The 14,994-nt window shown below is 67.7% G+C and carries 14 protein-coding genes; 6 read left to right on the forward strand and 8 right to left on the reverse strand.

All coding sequences use genetic code 11. The features are described 5' to 3' along the window. Nucleotides 1-147 precede the first annotated feature (147 nt). Nucleotides 148-774: a DUF6308 family protein gene (locus EV649_RS40185; protein WP_130389002.1), complete on the forward strand. Its 627-nt coding sequence runs from the start codon at nt 148-150 to the stop codon at nt 772-774. Between the two features lie 3 nt (nt 775-777). Here the strand turns inward: EV649_RS40185 and EV649_RS40190 are convergent, their stop codons facing one another. Continuing rightward, the gene (locus EV649_RS40190; protein WP_130389003.1) at nt 778-2,283 is read right to left on the reverse strand and encodes an LLM class flavin-dependent oxidoreductase; all 1,506 of its coding nucleotides are present in this window, start codon (nt 2,281-2,283) and stop codon (nt 778-780) included. 71 nt (nt 2,284-2,354) lie between these two features. Then, the gene (locus EV649_RS40195) at nt 2,355-5,381 is read right to left on the reverse strand and encodes a BTAD domain-containing putative transcriptional regulator (RefSeq protein ID WP_130389004.1); all 3,027 of its coding nucleotides are present in this window, start codon (nt 5,379-5,381) and stop codon (nt 2,355-2,357) included. A 92-nt stretch (nt 5,382-5,473) separates the two neighbouring features. On the opposite strand from EV649_RS40195, the gene EV649_RS40200 reads away from it, so the two are divergent. The 5 genes from EV649_RS40200 (at nt 5,474) to EV649_RS40220 (ending at nt 8,696) form a co-directional block, all read left to right on the forward strand. After that, the gene (locus EV649_RS40200) at nt 5,474-6,037 is read left to right on the forward strand and encodes an NAD(P)H-dependent oxidoreductase (RefSeq protein WP_130389005.1); all 564 of its coding nucleotides are present in this window, start codon (nt 5,474-5,476) and stop codon (nt 6,035-6,037) included. Nucleotides 6,038-6,050: 13 nt separating this feature from the next. Beyond that, nucleotides 6,051-6,590, forward strand: coding sequence for a dihydrofolate reductase family protein (locus EV649_RS40205; protein WP_130389006.1), 540 nt, complete (start codon nt 6,051-6,053; stop codon nt 6,588-6,590). Between the two features lie 66 nt (nt 6,591-6,656). After that, nucleotides 6,657-7,448, forward strand: a complete 792-nt coding sequence (locus tag EV649_RS40210; protein ID WP_130389007.1) for a maleylpyruvate isomerase family mycothiol-dependent enzyme — start codon at nt 6,657-6,659, stop codon at nt 7,446-7,448. A gap of 187 nt (nt 7,449-7,635) precedes the next feature. Beyond that, nucleotides 7,636-8,205, forward strand: coding sequence for a hypothetical protein (locus tag EV649_RS40215; protein ID WP_130389008.1), 570 nt, complete (start codon nt 7,636-7,638; stop codon nt 8,203-8,205). Then, nucleotides 8,202-8,696, forward strand: a complete 495-nt coding sequence (locus EV649_RS40220) for a hypothetical protein (RefSeq protein WP_130389009.1) — start codon at nt 8,202-8,204, stop codon at nt 8,694-8,696. The genes EV649_RS40215 and EV649_RS40220 overlap by 4 nt, the downstream gene beginning before the upstream one ends. A 56-nt stretch (nt 8,697-8,752) precedes the next feature. Here EV649_RS40220 and EV649_RS40225 read toward each other — a convergent pair whose 3' ends face one another. The 6 genes from EV649_RS40225 to EV649_RS40250 all read right to left on the reverse strand — a co-directional run bounded on the left by EV649_RS40225 (nt 8,753) and on the right by EV649_RS40250 (nt 14,994). After that, nucleotides 8,753-10,111, reverse strand: a complete 1,359-nt coding sequence (locus tag EV649_RS40225; RefSeq protein WP_130389010.1) for an FAD-binding oxidoreductase — start codon at nt 10,109-10,111, stop codon at nt 8,753-8,755. 189 nt (nt 10,112-10,300) lie between these two features. Beyond that, entirely contained in the window at nt 10,301-10,966 is a 666-nt protein-coding gene (locus EV649_RS40230; protein WP_130389011.1) for a GntR family transcriptional regulator, read from the reverse strand. 41 nt (nt 10,967-11,007) lie between these two features. Then, nucleotides 11,008-11,922, reverse strand: a complete 915-nt coding sequence (locus EV649_RS40235; protein ID WP_130389012.1) for a D-2-hydroxyacid dehydrogenase — start codon at nt 11,920-11,922, stop codon at nt 11,008-11,010. Then, nucleotides 11,922-12,800 carry a carbohydrate ABC transporter permease gene (locus EV649_RS40240; RefSeq protein WP_130389013.1) on the reverse strand — a complete coding sequence of 293 codons (879 nt, stop codon included), beginning with the start codon at nt 12,798-12,800 and terminating at the stop codon, nt 11,922-11,924. Before EV649_RS40240 ends, EV649_RS40235 begins: the two co-directional genes overlap by 1 nt. Further along, nucleotides 12,800-13,699 carry a sugar ABC transporter permease gene (locus tag EV649_RS40245; RefSeq protein ID WP_241999277.1) on the reverse strand — a complete coding sequence of 300 codons (900 nt, stop codon included), beginning with the start codon at nt 13,697-13,699 and terminating at the stop codon, nt 12,800-12,802. Before EV649_RS40245 ends, EV649_RS40240 begins: the two co-directional genes overlap by 1 nt. Next, the gene (locus tag EV649_RS40250; RefSeq protein WP_130389014.1) at nt 13,696-14,994 is read right to left on the reverse strand and encodes an ABC transporter substrate-binding protein; all 1,299 of its coding nucleotides are present in this window, start codon (nt 14,992-14,994) and stop codon (nt 13,696-13,698) included. The genes EV649_RS40245 and EV649_RS40250 overlap by 4 nt, the downstream gene beginning before the upstream one ends.

The raw sequence follows: 14,994 nt of genomic DNA on the forward strand, positions 1-14,994 counted from the left end.
TGGTTACAGGTTGTGGATAACGGGCAGTGACATTGGCGTGCGGGGGGCCGTGGAGTCGCTACGATCTGCGGAAACAGGTGTGAGGAACGTTCGAATGATGGTCCGCCCGCTGGCGGGTCTGCCACCACAAGTGTGAGGGTGTGGCTCATGAACATCGGTACCCGGAAGATCGTCGTCGACGAGGCGATCGCTCAACTGCGGCTGTACGCCGAGACGAACGGCGCCGTGCTGCAGTACTACGACGGGCTGCCGGGTATGACTACCGTCGGTGGCTCCGACCCGAATCAGGTGACGTTCGAGGACCTCGGCCGGATCATGGTGATCGGCGCCGACCTGCGGGTGCTCGACATTCCCTGGCTGCTCGAGGTGGAGGCCGAGAAGGAGCTCGCCGCGATCCCGGTGGACGCGCGCCTCGAGGACGCGGCGCCGGGCACCGAGCTGTTCGACGCGGCGATGGCGCTGGACGACAAGTTCACCGGCCACCGCGGGTTCGGGCACGCGAAGAAGTCGAAGCTGCTGCACCTGAAGCGGCCGTACCTCTACCCGGTCACCGACAGCTTCATCCGGATGACCTACGGCTCGGCCTCGGCCGGAGCCGAGTTCCTCAAGGCAGTCCGTGAGGACCTGGTGAACCCGGCCAACGTCCGTGACTTCAAGCTGCTGCAGGTCCGCCTGACCGCGGAGCCGGCGACCAGCGCCGCCCGTCTGCTCGGCGAGGTGCCGACGCTCCGCCTCCTCGACATCCTCGCCTCCCTGCTGGGCGAAGCAAAGTAGGACCTACAGAACGCCGAGGCGCGCCAGCGGCTCGACCAGCTCGCGTTCCTCGTAGGACAGGTGCGACAGCAACGTGTCGTCCAGCAGGTCGACGGCCGCCCGCAGACCGTCGATGTCACCTGACCCGTCAACCAGCGCGACGAGTGCTTTGTCGACACCTTCCAGTACGTCGTGAATGACCTTGTGCTCCTCCTGCAGCCGGTCCACGACCGGCACCAGGTCAGGGTCGGCGCGGCGTAGATGCGGGAACAGCGAGGCGTCCTCGAGCGAATGGTGCGTCGTCACGAGCCGGCAGTATGACTCGCAGTACGTCCCCAGCGTCCAGTTGTTCTGCCGCATCGTCATCGTGTTGATGTGCGACCGCGCCGCACCAACCCCCAAGGTCCCGGCCGCGACCTGCTCCACCAGGTCGCGCACCTGGTCGAGCTCCGCACGCAGGTGGTCGTGTACGTCGATCAAATGCTGACCGGACTGCAGCTGGTACGGCGTGTACGTCCGAGACGGGTCCTGCGCCGGACCGGTCGGCCGAGCAGACTCATCCAGCAGCTGTACGGCGCTACGTCGTACAGCAGGAGCTGGTGTCGGTACAACGCCAAAGCCCGTAGCAACCACACGCCCAGCAGCAACAGCACCCGACCGAGCCACCGCAACGGCGTCCCGTACACCAGCTGCCACCTCAGCGAACCGCCGGATGTCGTCAGGATTGTCGGAGGCAAGGATGTAGGTGCTCATCCCCTCCCCCAGCGTCAGCTCGGTCAGCTGGTCGATCCACAGCTCCTGAGGCCCCTGCAGGAACCTACCACCGCCGCCAAAGGCACCGGAGATGTTGTACAGCCGCCGTACCGCAGCAGGGTCCCGGCCGGCCTCCACGGCTGCCTCGTCGATGATCTTGTTCATCGCGGCCAGCTCTTCCGGCCCGGCGTACCCGCTGCTCGGCAGCCATCCGTCGGCCAGCCGTCCGGTGAGTGCGAGCATCCGTGGCTTGTACGCACCCAGCCAGATCGACACGTCATGCGCCGGCGCCGGGCCGCGCTTCGCACCTGACACCGTGTAGTGCTTGCCGGCCAGCCGGATGCCGCCACCACCTGGTGTCCAGACCTCGCGCATGATCGCGATGGCCTCTTCCAGCGCGGCGATGCTCTGCCCGGTGGTCAACCTAGGCCCGCCGTTCGCTGCAACCGCGTCGAGGAACCCGCCGGCGCCCAGGCCGAGCTCAACTCGCCCGTTGGTGATCAGGTCCAGGGTCGCGACACTGCGCGCCAGGACGACCGGGTGCCGGAGCGGGAGGTTGGCGACGTTGGTGGTGACCTTCACGCGCTCGGTGTGGGCCGCGACGACAGACAGCAGCGTCCAGGCGTCCATCAGCCGCGGCTGGTACGGGTGGTCCTGGAAGCTCACCAGGTCGAGGCCGACCTGCTCGGTCAGCTGGGCCAGCGCGATCACGCGGTCCGGGTTGTCGACCGCGGGGGTCAGGAACGTGCCGAAGACCAGCTCGTGGCCGTAATCCATGGTTCACCTTCTCGAAGTGGGTTCGGGAGCAAAACTACTTCGATAGACGAATAATCTCAACTACAGAACATCTACTGCCGGACGAGCAGCCCGAACGCGTCAGCCGGGCTCAAACCCTCGCCACGGGAGAACGCCGCCCGATACGCGACCGGGTCCAGCGCGGACTCGGCCGCAGCGACCGCCCGGGCGAGATCCTCCTCCTCTGTCGAGGCCATCAGATAGTTCTCGGTGGCCCTGGTCGCGGACGAGCTCCCCAGCAGGGTCGCAGCGAGGGTCTTGTCCGGGTGAGAGGCCGCGATGCCCTCCAGCGCCCAGCACATGCCCCGTAGCGAGTCGAACTCCTCCGAGACCCGGAAGGCCTCCATGTGCAGCTCCAACGCGTCCTCCGGCCGGCCCTGGAGCTCCCTGACGAACCCGAGCTCTTCCAGGACGATCGACAGATACAGAACGGATTCCGTCTGCAAGCGGGCGGCGTCGATCAATGCCTGCAGCCGCTCCGAGGCCTCGTCCAGAGCGCCGGAGCGACGAGCCGCGAAGCCGAGCACCAGCTCCGCCAGGGCCTGCGTCGCGCGCTGCCCCTGCTCGGTCGCCAGCCGCAGCGCACGTTCGCCGTACGTCCGGGCCGGCTCGTAACGTCCTCGCCGGATCGCCGTCCACCCGAGCATGCCCAACGCGTTGGCGACCTCGGGCCACAGCCCGATCTCCTCCGCGGCCTCGGCACCTTCGAGGTGCAGCCGCTCCGCCTCGTCGAAGTCGCCGACGAGCTCGGCGTGCGCCCCGAACCAGCCCGTCGCCTGCAGCACACCCCACCGGTCCCCCAGCGCCCGGAAGATCCCGATGCTCTGACACGCGTCGTCGTAAAGGGCCGGCAGATCCGCCCGTACGTGCGCATGCTTCGCGCGCGCAGCCAGCACGGCCGCCACGCCCCACTGGTTCCCGTCAGCCTCGAAGGTCTTCAGGGCCTGGTTGAGCATCGACAGGCACGCTGAGAGGTCGCCGACGTCGCTTGCGGCATGGGCGATCCACCACTGCCCCATGGCATCCGCACTGTCCAGCCAACGGTCTCGCTCCGCCGGAGCGTCTGGATGCCCGAGCAGGTACATGAACCCGGCCCGCCACACCCCAGCCCGAGCAGAACCCGGCACAGTGTCCAGAGACCGCATGGCCTCCACATACCGACCACGCAGGAACCAGTACCAAGACAGCGCGTCCACAAGCCGTTCAGCGAGGTCCAACTGACCTGTGGTCACTGCACGATCCAGTGCGGTCCGGAAGTTGGCGGAGTCCTCGTCCAGCAGCTGCAGCCACCTGCTCTGCTCGTCACCGAACAACCCGGGCCGCGCCGCCTCAGCCAGCGACACGTAGTAGGACAGGTGCCGCTGACGAGACGACTCCAGCTCACCACTCACCCGCAGCTTCTCGACGCAGTACGCCGCCACTGACTCGAGCAACCGGAAGCGACCGCCGTCGACCGGTACGACGAGCGACCGGTCGACCAACCGCACAAGGACGTCCAGTACGTCGTCCTCACCGCACACAGCCGCCGCAGCGTCCGCCGTACAGCCATCTGCGTGTACGGCGAGCTGCCGCAGCACGGACTGCTCCTCACCCGCGAGCAGCTCCCAGCTCCAGTCAATCATCGCGTGCAGCGTCTGCTGTCGTGGCGCAGCACCGCGGTGTCCTGTCGCCAGCAACCGGAAGCGGTCGTCCAGCCGCGCTACGAGCCCACGTACCCCGAGCGCTCGTACTCGCGTCGCAGCGAGCTCCAACGCGAGCGGGATCCCGTCCAGCCGCCTGCACAGTACGGCGACATCGGCAACGGTCTCGTCCGTCAGGGCGAAGCCACGTGACGCGGCCGCCGCACGTGTCACGAACAGCTGCGCCGCACTGCACTCGCCAACGGCCTCAACGCCCGCCGACACAGGCGGGACGGACAAGGGCGGAACACTCCACACCACCTCACCAGCCAGGCCCAGCGGCTCACGACTCGTCGCCAGCACCCGTAGACCCGGAGCCGTGGCCAGCAAGCGGTCCGTCAGCGCGGCGACCTCCTCGACAATCTGCTCGCAGTTGTCCAGCACCAGCAGGCGGCTGCCCATCACTGAGGCCAACCGATCGACAACTGGTGTGCCCCCGGTGTCGCGGAGATCCAGAGCCGCCTGCACCGCGTCAGTGAGCGAGTTGGCGACCGACAACGCGTCAGGAGTTACGGCAGCGAGCTCGACCAGCACGACGCCGTCCGCGAACCGGTCCGCAACACCGGCCGCGGCAGCCAGCGCCAAGCGAGTCTTGCCGACACCTCCCGGACCAGTCAGCGTGACTAACCGTGATGTGCCCAAACAGGCACCCACATCGGCCAGCGCCTCGGTGCGGCCGATCAACTCAGTCAGCTGAGCAGGAAGGTTGCTACGTGCGTGCGGCAGCTCCTGAGCGAGGATCGACTGCTGCAGCGCCACCAGTTCCGGGCTGGGGTCCAGCCCGAGGTCCTCCAACAGGAGCTGCCGTAGGTCATCGAAACTCTCCAGAGCCTCCGTCTGTCGCCCAGCCCGGTAGAGGGCCTTCATGTGCGCGGCACGGAGCCCCTCACGCAGCGGGTGCTCTTTCACGAGGGCCGCGAGATCCACAACAGGTAGATCGGCCTGCTCGAGAGCAGTGAGCCGCAGATCGGTCAGCCGGGCTACAGCTGTCTCGACGAACGCGTCGTCCGCAAAATCGGCGTACGCCGGACCGCGCCACAACGCCAGCGCCTCGTCGACCGAGCCGGCAGCCAGCAGTTCACCAAACTGCAGAGCGTCGTACGTCCCAACAGAAACCACTAGCGAGTAGCCGGCCGGGCCGGACTGCACCAGCGAACGGCTGCCGGGCTCAGCGTCCTCAAATGCTCGCCGCAGCTGGGACACCTTCGCGGACAACGTCCCGGACGGGTTACCGGGCAGCTCCGATCCCCAGAGGTCGTCGATGAGTCGGTCCGCGGGGACAGGTCGCCCCTCGTGCACCAGCAGGTTCGCCAGTAGTGCACGCACCTTCAACCCCTGGATGACCACGGGCGTCCCCGCGTCCGTCCACGCCGTCACTGGTCCCAGTACCCCGAAGCGCATGACGGCACCTTATTCCGGTCGGCCCGAAACGACCGGAAAGAAACCGTAAACCCCTTCCGGCAGAGTCTGTGTCAGACGGAAGGAGGACGCAGATGCGACTGGCAGTGATCATCGGCAGCACCCGGCGCGGCCGGTTCGGACCGACCGTGGCGCACTGGCTCGCAGAGCAGGCAGCCAAGCAGTTCGAGGTCGACCTGGTCGACCTGGCAGCTGCGGACCTGCCGACCACGCTGCCCGACGCGGACGACGAGACGCCGCAGGAGGTCGCCGTACTGAGCAGCAGGCTGGCAGCCGCGGATGCGTTCGCTGTAGTCACGCCGGAGATCAACTGCAGCTTTCCGGCCACGCTGAAGACCGCACTGGACTGGTACTACGAGGAGTGGCACGCCAAGCCGGTAGCGATCGTCAGCTACGGCCGGGAGAGCGGCGGCTGCCACGCCACCGCACAACTGCGGCAGGTCTTCACAGAACTCCAGGCCGTCACCATTCGCAACACTGTCGCACTGCCCTGCTACTGGGAGCAGTTCACCGCCGACGGCGGCTGGCCACGGCCGTCCGCCGGCTACGAGGCAAACGCCAAACTCATGCTCGACCAGCTCGTCTGGTGGGCCGAAGCACTACAGGACGCCCGGAACCGGCGTCCGTACCAACCCTGAGAGGAAAAGACCCATGAGGAAGCTGATCGAATCCACGTTCGTCACCCTGAACGGCGTCATCGACGAGCCGCAGAACTGGAGCCCGCCGTACTGGGACGAGGAGCACATGGCCTACAACCAGTCCCTGATGGAAGGCGTCGAGGGACAGGTGCTCGGCCGCGTCACCTACGAGGGCTTCGCGGACGCCTGGTTGTCCCGGGCCGGAGACCCGCTCGCCGACACCTTCAACGCGATGCCGAAGTGGGTCGCCTCCCGCACGGTCACCGAGTGGAAGTGGAACGCACAGCCGCTCGAGGGCGACGCGGCCGAGGCCGTCCGCAACCTCAAGGAGTCCGACGGCGGTGACCTGATCAAGTACGGCACCGGGTCGTTCTCGAAGACGCTGCTGGAGAACAAGCTCGTCGACGAGTACCACTTCTGGATCTTCCCGGTGGTCGCCGAGGGCGAGAACATGTTCCGCGGCACCGGCGTCGACATCACCCACCTCGACCTCCTCGGCACGACGACCTTCAAGTCCGGCATCGTCGTCCACAAGCTCGCCCCCAAGGCCTGACCCGCACGCGGCCGGTACGTCGATGGCGTACCGGCCGCACCACGAACCCACGGGAGAACGAATCCAATGACCGAGCTGAACGCGGAACATGCCCGGCGAGCGATCGTCGAACACACCCGCCGGCTGGCGGAATCGGCCGCCGTGGCCGGACCTGACACCGTCGTGCCGACGGCCCCGAAGTGGACCGTCGCCGACTTGGTCGAGCACGTGGGCCAGACCCACAACTGGATCGCGGAGATCATCGAGCGGCGGATCACCGACCCCACCCAGCTGCCCACGGAGGTGGCCGTACTCCCTGCCGACCCGCGCGAGTGGCCGACGTGGCTGTCGGAGTCCGCGCAGCGCGTCGCGAACGCGTGCTCCGACGACGCACTCGACGCGCCGGTGTTCAACGCCTCGGGCGACGAGCGCTCCGGGACGCGGTTCTGGATGACCAGCGCCCTCAACGAGTCGGTCGTGCACGGCGTCGACGCGGCCAACGCGGCGGAGTGGCCGGCCGACATCGACGCCGAGGTCGCCGCCGCACTCATCAGCAACCACCTCGCGATGCTCACCTCCCCCACCTGGGAGATGCGGCGGCCCCAGTCCGCCCACGCCATCCGGGGCACCGGGCAAACCCTGCAGTGGGTGGCGACCGACGCGGGCGCTTGGCTCGTGGAACGGCGCCCTGAAGGGGCGACGTGGCGACCCGAAACCCAGCAGGCCGATGTGACGGTGAGCGGCCCGGCGCAATCGTTGCTCCTGACCTTGACCCGCCGACGCCGGCTCGCCGACCGCGAGGCGACCGGCATCACCGTCGACGGCGACGTCGACCTCGCCCAGCACTGGCTCGACAACACCGGCCACGACGCCGACTGACCCACGGTCATTCAACCGGCCGGTCACCCGCAGCAAGGGTGGCCGGCCGGAGGCTTGTTCGCATCTTCCGTGGGTACCGGTCGGGGCCATGGGGGATTGAGGCGGCGCTGGGGACCGTCTGCCAGGGATTCTCGCGATCGGCCGGTGCGGATCGCGGATCCACACGTGCGACCGGACTGGAGTTCTGATGGGTACCGTCCTGACCATCGTGATCATCGTCGTGGTGCTGATCGCGGCCGCGGCGCTTCTGTACCTGTACCAGCGCAGACGCTCGGGCGAACTGCAGCAGCGGTTCGGCCCGGAGTACGAGCGCACCGTGGAGGAGTCGGGCGATCGCCGCAGCGCCGAGCGTGAGCTGCGTGGGCGGGAACGCCGGGTGTCGCGGCTGGACATCACGCCGTTGAGCCGTGAGTCCGCCCAGACCTACCGCGCCGAGTGGGCCGAAGTGCAACAGAGCTTCGTCGACCGCCCTGCCGGAGCAGTCGTGGACGCGGACCGGCTGGTCCTGCGGATGATGCGCGAGTCCGGCTATCCGGTCGACGATTTCGACCAGCGGGCCGACGACGTGTCCGTCGAGCATCCCGACGTCGCCATGCACTACCGCGAGGCGCACCGGATCGCCGTCGCGGAGGCACGCGGCGACGCCGATACCGAGGACCTGCGGCACGCGGTCACGGCGTACCGCCATCTGGTCGACGCCCTGCTGGACGACAGCGAGAACACCTCCCGCCCCACGAACACCAAGGAGCAAGCATGACCACCAACGATCGCCGTGACGTCCCCCTGGACGACGACCGCACGCTGGACAACGACGACCTCGAAGCCGATCCCGACCTGGGCGGCAACCGCGGCCTGGACGACGACCGTACGACGGACGAACCGAACGGCCGTACGACGGACCTGGACGAGCGGACCAACCGTACTGATGACCTGGACGGTAGTACGACGACCGACGAGCCGAACGGCCGTACGAGCGCGGCCGACGAACCGTTGGTGGCCGAGGACTCGGCCGTCGACTACCGGGCCCGCTGGGAGGTTGTCCAGCAAGGATTCGTGGACGACCCGCGCAACGCCGTCAGCGAGGCCGACAAGCTCGTCGACGACGTGCTCAAGCACCTGGCGGACGGCTTCGACCGCCAGCACCAGGACCTCGAGCAGCAGTGGTCGAACGGTGAGCCGTCGACCGAGGACCTCCGCTCGGCGCTCCAGCGGTACCGCGCGTTCTTCCAGCGCCTGCTGACGTTGTGACGTCGTGAGCAAAGGGTGCGGCCGGTACGTCGTCGTACCGGCCGCACCGCTACGTCCTAAGGCGCGATGTTCTGGTTCAGGTGGAACACGTTGCCCGGGTCGTACTTGCGCTTGACCTCGGCCAGCCGGTCGTAGTTCTGCCGGTAGTTCTCCCGGATCCGGCCCTGGTCGTCGTCGGCCATGAAGTTGATGTACCCGCCGGCCTCGGAGTGCGGCGCGACATCGTCGTAGTAGGACCGCACCCACTCGATCCCGGCCTCGTTGTCGGCCGGGTCCGGCCACATACCGGCGATCACGGTCGCGAAGTTCGCGTCCCGGTAGGCGAACGCGGTCGCGTCCGGAGTCACCCGGTGGCAGGCGCCGTTGATCGGGTAGATGTGCACGGTCGAGTTCACCGACGGGAGACCGGGCGCGTGCCGCACGTGCGCCTGGATCGCCTCGTCGGTCAGCTCGGTGACGAAGTTCGCTTTCCAGTAGTGCTGCAGGCCGGGCGGCACCAACGCGTCGAAGGCGCTGTTCAAGGCCGGGTACGGCATCGGCCCGACGTGCTCGGCCATCACCGGCGCGAACTCGCGGAACTTCGAGATCTGCGTCTGGCCCTCGTCGAGATCTCCGGCCCAGCAGCCGACGATCGCCACGAACGGCTCACCGTGCCGGTTCTCCGGGATGAACGGCAGCGGCGGCGCGATCTGGAACGCCGGGAACCCGCCGAGCTGCTCGGGCGCGTCCTTGATCAGTTCCCGGAAGCCCGACAGTACGGCGACCGCGTCGGACATCTCGAAGAACATCGGGCCGCCGTAGATCGTCGACACCGGCGCCAGCCGGAACTCGAGCGCGGTCACCACGCCGAAGTTGCCGCCACCGCCGCGCAACGCCCAGAACAGGTCCTCGTTCTCCTTCTCGCTCGCGATCAGGAACTGCCCGTCCGCCGTCACCACGTCGGCCGACACGAGGTTGTCGCAGGACAGCCCGAGGCCCCGGTCCAGGTACCCGATCCCGCCGCCGAGGGTCAGCCCGCCGACCCCGGTGGTCGAGATGATCCCGCCGGTCGTGGCCAGCCCGAACGCGTGCGTCGCCGCGTTGAAGTCGCCCCACGTCGCGCCGCCGCCGGCCCGCGCCGTCCGGTTCACCGGGTCGACCCGGACGTTCCGCATCCCGCTCAGATCGATGACGAGCCCGTCGTCGACCGTGCCGAATCCGGGCACGCTGTGCCCGCCGCCGCGCACCGCGAGCTCGAGCTCGTTCGTCCGCGCGTAGTCGATCGCCGCCATCACGTCACCGGCGTTCTCACACCGGACGACCACCTGCGGCTGCTTGTCGTGCATCGCATTGTTGACCCGGCGCGCCTCGTCGTACCCCTCGTCGCCGGCCGTGAAGACCTGTCCGCGCGTGCGTTCTCTCAAATCGTCGATCATTGTCCGCTCCCCGAACCACTGCCGTCTGCCGCAGATCGGCGCGCGCACACGGCGCACACCACGCAGACCGGTCATCGCCGTCGAGCGCAGCGCGAGACTTCCCCCAGAAGCGTCTGACCCCCGACGGGCTCCGGCCCTCCCCCAGACCCACCCCGTTCTCCCCGACCTTCCCAAGCAGGACCGGTTTCGTCAATGCCCAGACAAAGTACTGAGCAAGCGGCCCTGGGCCTGCTCGAGGTGGTAGGCCAGGTGATCGGCCGCGGCCGACTGGGCACCCTGCTGGATCGCCTCGAGGATCGCCGCGTGCTCTTCGGCGACCGTGGTCGGCGCGGCCTTGCGGTGCGCCTGGTACTGGCCCATGGTCAGGTGCACCTCGCCGATGATCAGCTCGTGCATCCGGGTCAGCCGGCGGCTGCCGACCGCGGCCACCAGCGCCGTGTGGAACGCGATGTCCGCCTCGACCTGGTTCTCGAACAGCCGGTCGCGCGCCGCGTACTCGATCGCGACCTGGGCCCGGGCGGCGTCGGCCGGCACCTGGCCGGTCGCGGCCAGCGCGGACACCGCCGCCTTCTCGATCGTCATCCGGCTGAAGAACAGGTCCCGGATCTCGGCCTCGTCGAGCACCGGAACGACCGCTGTCTTGTGCGCCGTACGCCGCAACAGGCCGAGCGCCGTCAGCCGCTCGAGCGCCGCCTTCGCGGTCGGCCGGGCCACGTCGTACTCCGTGGCGAGCCGGACCTCGGTGAGTTTCTCCCCCTGCGGGATCTCGCCGTTCACGATCCGCTTGCGGATCGACTCGTAGAGCGCGTCGGTCAGCGAGGACGGCCCGAGCTCAAGACGCGCTTCGGTACTCACAGCACCCCCTCCAACGAAACTGGTCTGGCAAGTGTACTGGCCTAGTAACCCGCGGCCTTGTCCACCACGTTCCGCAACGGCTCGCCGCCGACGAAACGGCGGATGTTGTCCGCGACGATCTCCTGATGCCGCCGGACGGTACCGTCGCTGGTGGCGCCGTTGTGTGGCGTGACGACGACGTTCGGCAGCGACCAGAACGGGCTGTCCGGCGGCAGCGGCTCGACCCCGTGCGCGTCCAGGCCGGCGCCCGCGATCTGCCCGGTCCGCAACGCCTCCAGCAGGGCCTCGTCGTCGGCGATCCCACCGCGCGAGATGCAGATGAAGTACGCCGTCGGCTTCATCCGCGCGAACGCGTCCCGCCCGAAGACACCGAGCGTCGAGGGCGTCCGCGGTGTCGTCACCACGACGAAGTCCGACTCCGCGAGTAAGTGGTCGAGATCGCACAGCTCGTCGACGTTCGGCGATGGCTGCCCAGGACGCCGCCGTACGCCGAGAACCCGCATGTGGAACGCCTTCGCCTTCAACGCGAGATCGAGGCCGGAGTTGCCGAGACCGTAGATACCGACAGTCCGGCCGGCCAGCTCGCCGTGGCGGTAGTGGTCCCAGCGGTGCTCGGCCTGCGCCCGCATCCACCGCGGTACGTCGCGATTGAGCATGAGCATCAGCAGGATCGAGTGCTCGGCGAGCGAGATCCCGCCGTTGCCGGCGCTCGACGTGAGGACGATCGGCGACGCGAGCATCTCCGGCGTGAGGTCGGAGTCGACCCCGGCCGACGGGCTGTGCACCCAGCGCAGCCGCGGCGCCTTCACCAGCACGTCCGGCGGCACGTGACCGACCACCGCCTCCATCTCACCGAAGCGGTCCGAGGCGTCGTCGAGTGAGCCGACGAAGCGCACCGCCACCTCCCCCGCCGCCTCGACGTACGCCGGCGATTCCTTGCCAACTACAACGATCATCACTTCAGTCCCGTCGTCGCGATGCCGCGGATCAGGTACTTCTGGGCCACGGCGAAGAAGATCAGGATCGGCACCAGCGACAGCAACGACATGGCGAACAGCATGCCCACCCCACTCTGGGTCTCGGAGTCGACCATCGAGTTCAGCGCCACCGGCACGGTGAACGCCTGCGTCCTGGTCAGGTAGATCAACGGTACGAAGAAATCGTTCCAGGTCCAGATGAAGGTGAAGATCGTGGTCGTCACCAGAGCCGGTCGCATCAGCGGCAGCACGACGTACCAGAAGGTCAGGAACGGGCCGGCGCCGTCGATCCAGGCCGCCCGGTCGAGCTCGCGCGGCAGCGTCCGGATGAACTGGACCATCAGGAAGACGAAGAACGCGTCGGTGGCCAGGAACTTCGGGATCAGCAGCGGCCAGTAGGTGTTCACCAGGCCAAGCTGCGAGAAGAAGATGTACTGCGGAATGACGAGCACGTGGAACGGCAGCATCACCGAGGCGAGCGTGATCGCGAAGTACGCCTTCCGCATCCGGAACTGCAGCCGGGCCAGCGCGTACGCCGTCAGCGAGCACGAGAACAGGTTGCCGGCGATCGAGGCGATCGTCACCACCAGCGAGTTCACGAAGAACACCGAGAACGGCCGGTTCAGCGCGTGCCAGCCGTCCTTGAAGTTCTGGAACGTCAGGTCGGACGGGATGATGCCCGGCTCGGTCAGGATCTGTTCAGGCGGTTTGAACGCGCTCACCACCATCCACACCAGCGGATAGATCATGAACGCCACGAACACCAGGAGCCCGGTGTGCTTGAGAGCGGCCCGGAGCCGCCGCTGCCGGACCGGCGCCGGGCTGCTGATCACTTTTCCTGCGGTCAGACTCACCATCAGCTGTCTCCGTAGAAGACCCAGTACTTCGAGACGAGGAAATGCAGCGCCGTCACCACGGCGATCGCGGCCATCAGCACCCAGGCGAGCGCGGACGCGTAGCCCATGTCGAAGGCGACGAATCCCTGCTGGTAGATGTACAGCGTGTAGAACAGCGTCGAGTTCGCCGGGCCCCCGGTGCCGCCACTGATGATGTGCGCCTGGGTGAAGGTCTGGAACGCGCCGATCGTCTGCAGGATCAGGTTGAAGAAGATGATCGGCGTGAGCAGCGGCACCGTCACGTGACGGAACTGCTTGACGATCCCTGCGCCGTCGACGCGCGCCGCCTCGTACAGCTCGTCCGGGATCTGCCGCAGGCCCGCCAGGAAGATCACCATCGGCGACCCGAACGTCCACACGTTCAGCACGATCAGCGTCGCCAGCGCCGTACTCGGGTTCTGCAACCAGCTCTCGCCGTGGATCCCGATCAGCGCCAGCCCCTTGTTGATCAGGCCGTCGTCACCGAAGATCTCCCGCCACAGGATCGCGATCGCCACCGAAGACCCCAGCAGTGACGGCAGGTAGAACGCGCTGCGGTAGAACGCCAGTCCGCTCAGGCCACGGTCGAGGATCAGCGCGAGCAGCAGGGCGAAGGCGAGCTGCAGCGGCACCGACACCAGCACGTAGATCAGGGTCACGCGGACCGAGGCCCAGAACTGGTCGTCGTGGATCATCCGCTGGAAGTTCTCCAGCCCGGTCCACTCCGGCGGATTGAGGATGTCGTAGTTCGTGAACGCCAGATACAGCGACGCGAGCAACGGCACCGCGGTGATCAGCAGGAACCCCAACTGCCAGGGGATCAGGAAGACGTGGGCCGCCCGCCCCTGGCGATTGAGGTAGAACCTCGAGCGGGACGTCATGCGGCCCGCTTGATCCCGGCGCCGATCTCGTCGACCAGCTTCTTCGCACCGGCCGGTACCGCGGTCTTGCCCAGCGCGATCTCCTCGCAGATCCGGCCCATCGTGGTCCGCCAGGTGCTCGAGCCGGGAGGCGCCTCGTACCGCGGCTTGCGCTCGGCGGCGCGTTCCTTCGCGACCACCGCGAGCATCTCCTTCTCGTCCGGGCTCGCGAACGCGGCGGCCTGCTCGGCGACCTTCGGGTTCGTCGGCGCGCCCATGGTCAGCCGCACGGTCTTCAGCATCTCCGCGTTGTTCACGTTGTAGTCGAGGACCTTGCCGGCCGCCTCCAGGTTGCCGTCGTCGATCCGCTGGTAGATCGCCATCCGCGGGAAGTACAGGTACTTGTGCCCGGCCGGCGCGCCCGCAGCGATCGGAGCCGCCCGCAGCCGGAACTTCTCCTTCGGGAACATCTTCGCGTCGTCGATGATGTGGTTGGAGTTGCCGAAGTTCACCAGGACCTTCTTTCCCACCTGAGCCCAGTCCGGACCCATCCCCTCCTGCTCGCTCAGCGACAACGCACCGCCGGCCTTGCGCAGCTTCTCCCACCAGTCGAGCCAGCTACCCAGGCCGTCAACGGTGAACCCGACCTGACCGTCCTGGGTCCACAGCTGCTCACCCCGCTGCCGCAGCCAGGCCTCGAAGGTGAGGTCGTGGTCGGGCGCGTACGGCGTACCCTTGCGCTTCCCGGGATTGTTCTTGCTGTAGGCAACGAGGAGTTCGGCGAGAGCGTCCCAGGTCCAGCCCGGCCCTTCGGCCGGAATGGTCACGCCGTCGGCCGTCGCGACGGTCTCGTTGTAGCGGATCACCGGAGTGAAGATGCCGAACGGCAGCGTGTTGAGCTGCCCGTCGAGCTTGAACGTCTCCAGGTCTTCCTTGCTGTAGTCGTCCCACTTCAGCGTGGGGATGTCGTCGAGCTTCCGGTACAGCTTGCTCTTGTGGTACGTCATCACCTGCGGCGACGCGATCCAGAAGATGTCCGGCACGTCGCGGGCCGCGATCTGCGTCGTCATCCGTTCCTGGAAGGCGGTGTAGTCGGCGAACTCCGGCTCGATCGTGATCGACGGGTTCGCCGTACTGAACTGCTTCAGGGCCTTGGTGTAGTTCTGCTGGCGGATGTTGTTGCCCCACCACGCATACCGCAGCGTGACGTCGCCACCACCACCCGACGGTCCGCCGCCACTCCCGCTGCAGCCGGCGACCGCGGCCGCCGCGAGCCCCGTGCCCAGTGAAACCTTGAGAAATCCTCGCCGATCCAT

It is taken from the genome of Kribbella sp. VKM Ac-2569, assembly GCF_004216905.1.
Taxonomy (GTDB): domain Bacteria; phylum Actinomycetota; class Actinomycetes; order Propionibacteriales; family Kribbellaceae; genus Kribbella.

Bases quoted from the DNA above. Each gene is read 5' to 3' on its own strand.
- EV649_RS40245 (WP_241999277.1), bottom strand. From the start codon at position 13,699: ATGACGTCCCGCTCGAGGTTCTACCTCAATCGCCAGGGGCGGGCGGCC.
- EV649_RS40205 (WP_130389006.1), top strand. From the start codon at position 6,051: ATGAGGAAGCTGATCGAATCCACGTTCGTCACCCTGAACGGCGTCATC.
- EV649_RS40235 (WP_130389012.1), bottom strand. From the start codon at position 11,922: ATGATCGTTGTAGTTGGCAAGGAATCGCCGGCGTACGTCGAGGCGGCG.
- EV649_RS40200 (WP_130389005.1), top strand. From the start codon at position 5,474: ATGCGACTGGCAGTGATCATCGGCAGCACCCGGCGCGGCCGGTTCGGA.
- EV649_RS40195 (WP_130389004.1), bottom strand. From the start codon at position 5,381: ATGCGCTTCGGGGTACTGGGACCAGTGACGGCGTGGACGGACGCGGGG.
- EV649_RS40190 (WP_130389003.1), bottom strand. From the start codon at position 2,283: ATGGATTACGGCCACGAGCTGGTCTTCGGCACGTTCCTGACCCCCGCG.
- EV649_RS40250 (WP_130389014.1), bottom strand. From the start codon at position 14,994: ATGGATCGGCGAGGATTTCTCAAGGTTTCACTGGGCACGGGGCTCGCG.
- EV649_RS40220 (WP_130389009.1), top strand. From the start codon at position 8,202: ATGACCACCAACGATCGCCGTGACGTCCCCCTGGACGACGACCGCACG.
- EV649_RS40215 (WP_130389008.1), top strand. From the start codon at position 7,636: ATGGGTACCGTCCTGACCATCGTGATCATCGTCGTGGTGCTGATCGCG.
- EV649_RS40225 (WP_130389010.1), bottom strand. From the start codon at position 10,111: ATGATCGACGATTTGAGAGAACGCACGCGCGGACAGGTCTTCACGGCC.
- EV649_RS40210 (WP_130389007.1), top strand. From the start codon at position 6,657: ATGACCGAGCTGAACGCGGAACATGCCCGGCGAGCGATCGTCGAACAC.
- EV649_RS40240 (WP_130389013.1), bottom strand. From the start codon at position 12,800: ATGGTGAGTCTGACCGCAGGAAAAGTGATCAGCAGCCCGGCGCCGGTC.
- EV649_RS40185 (WP_130389002.1), top strand. From the start codon at position 148: ATGAACATCGGTACCCGGAAGATCGTCGTCGACGAGGCGATCGCTCAA.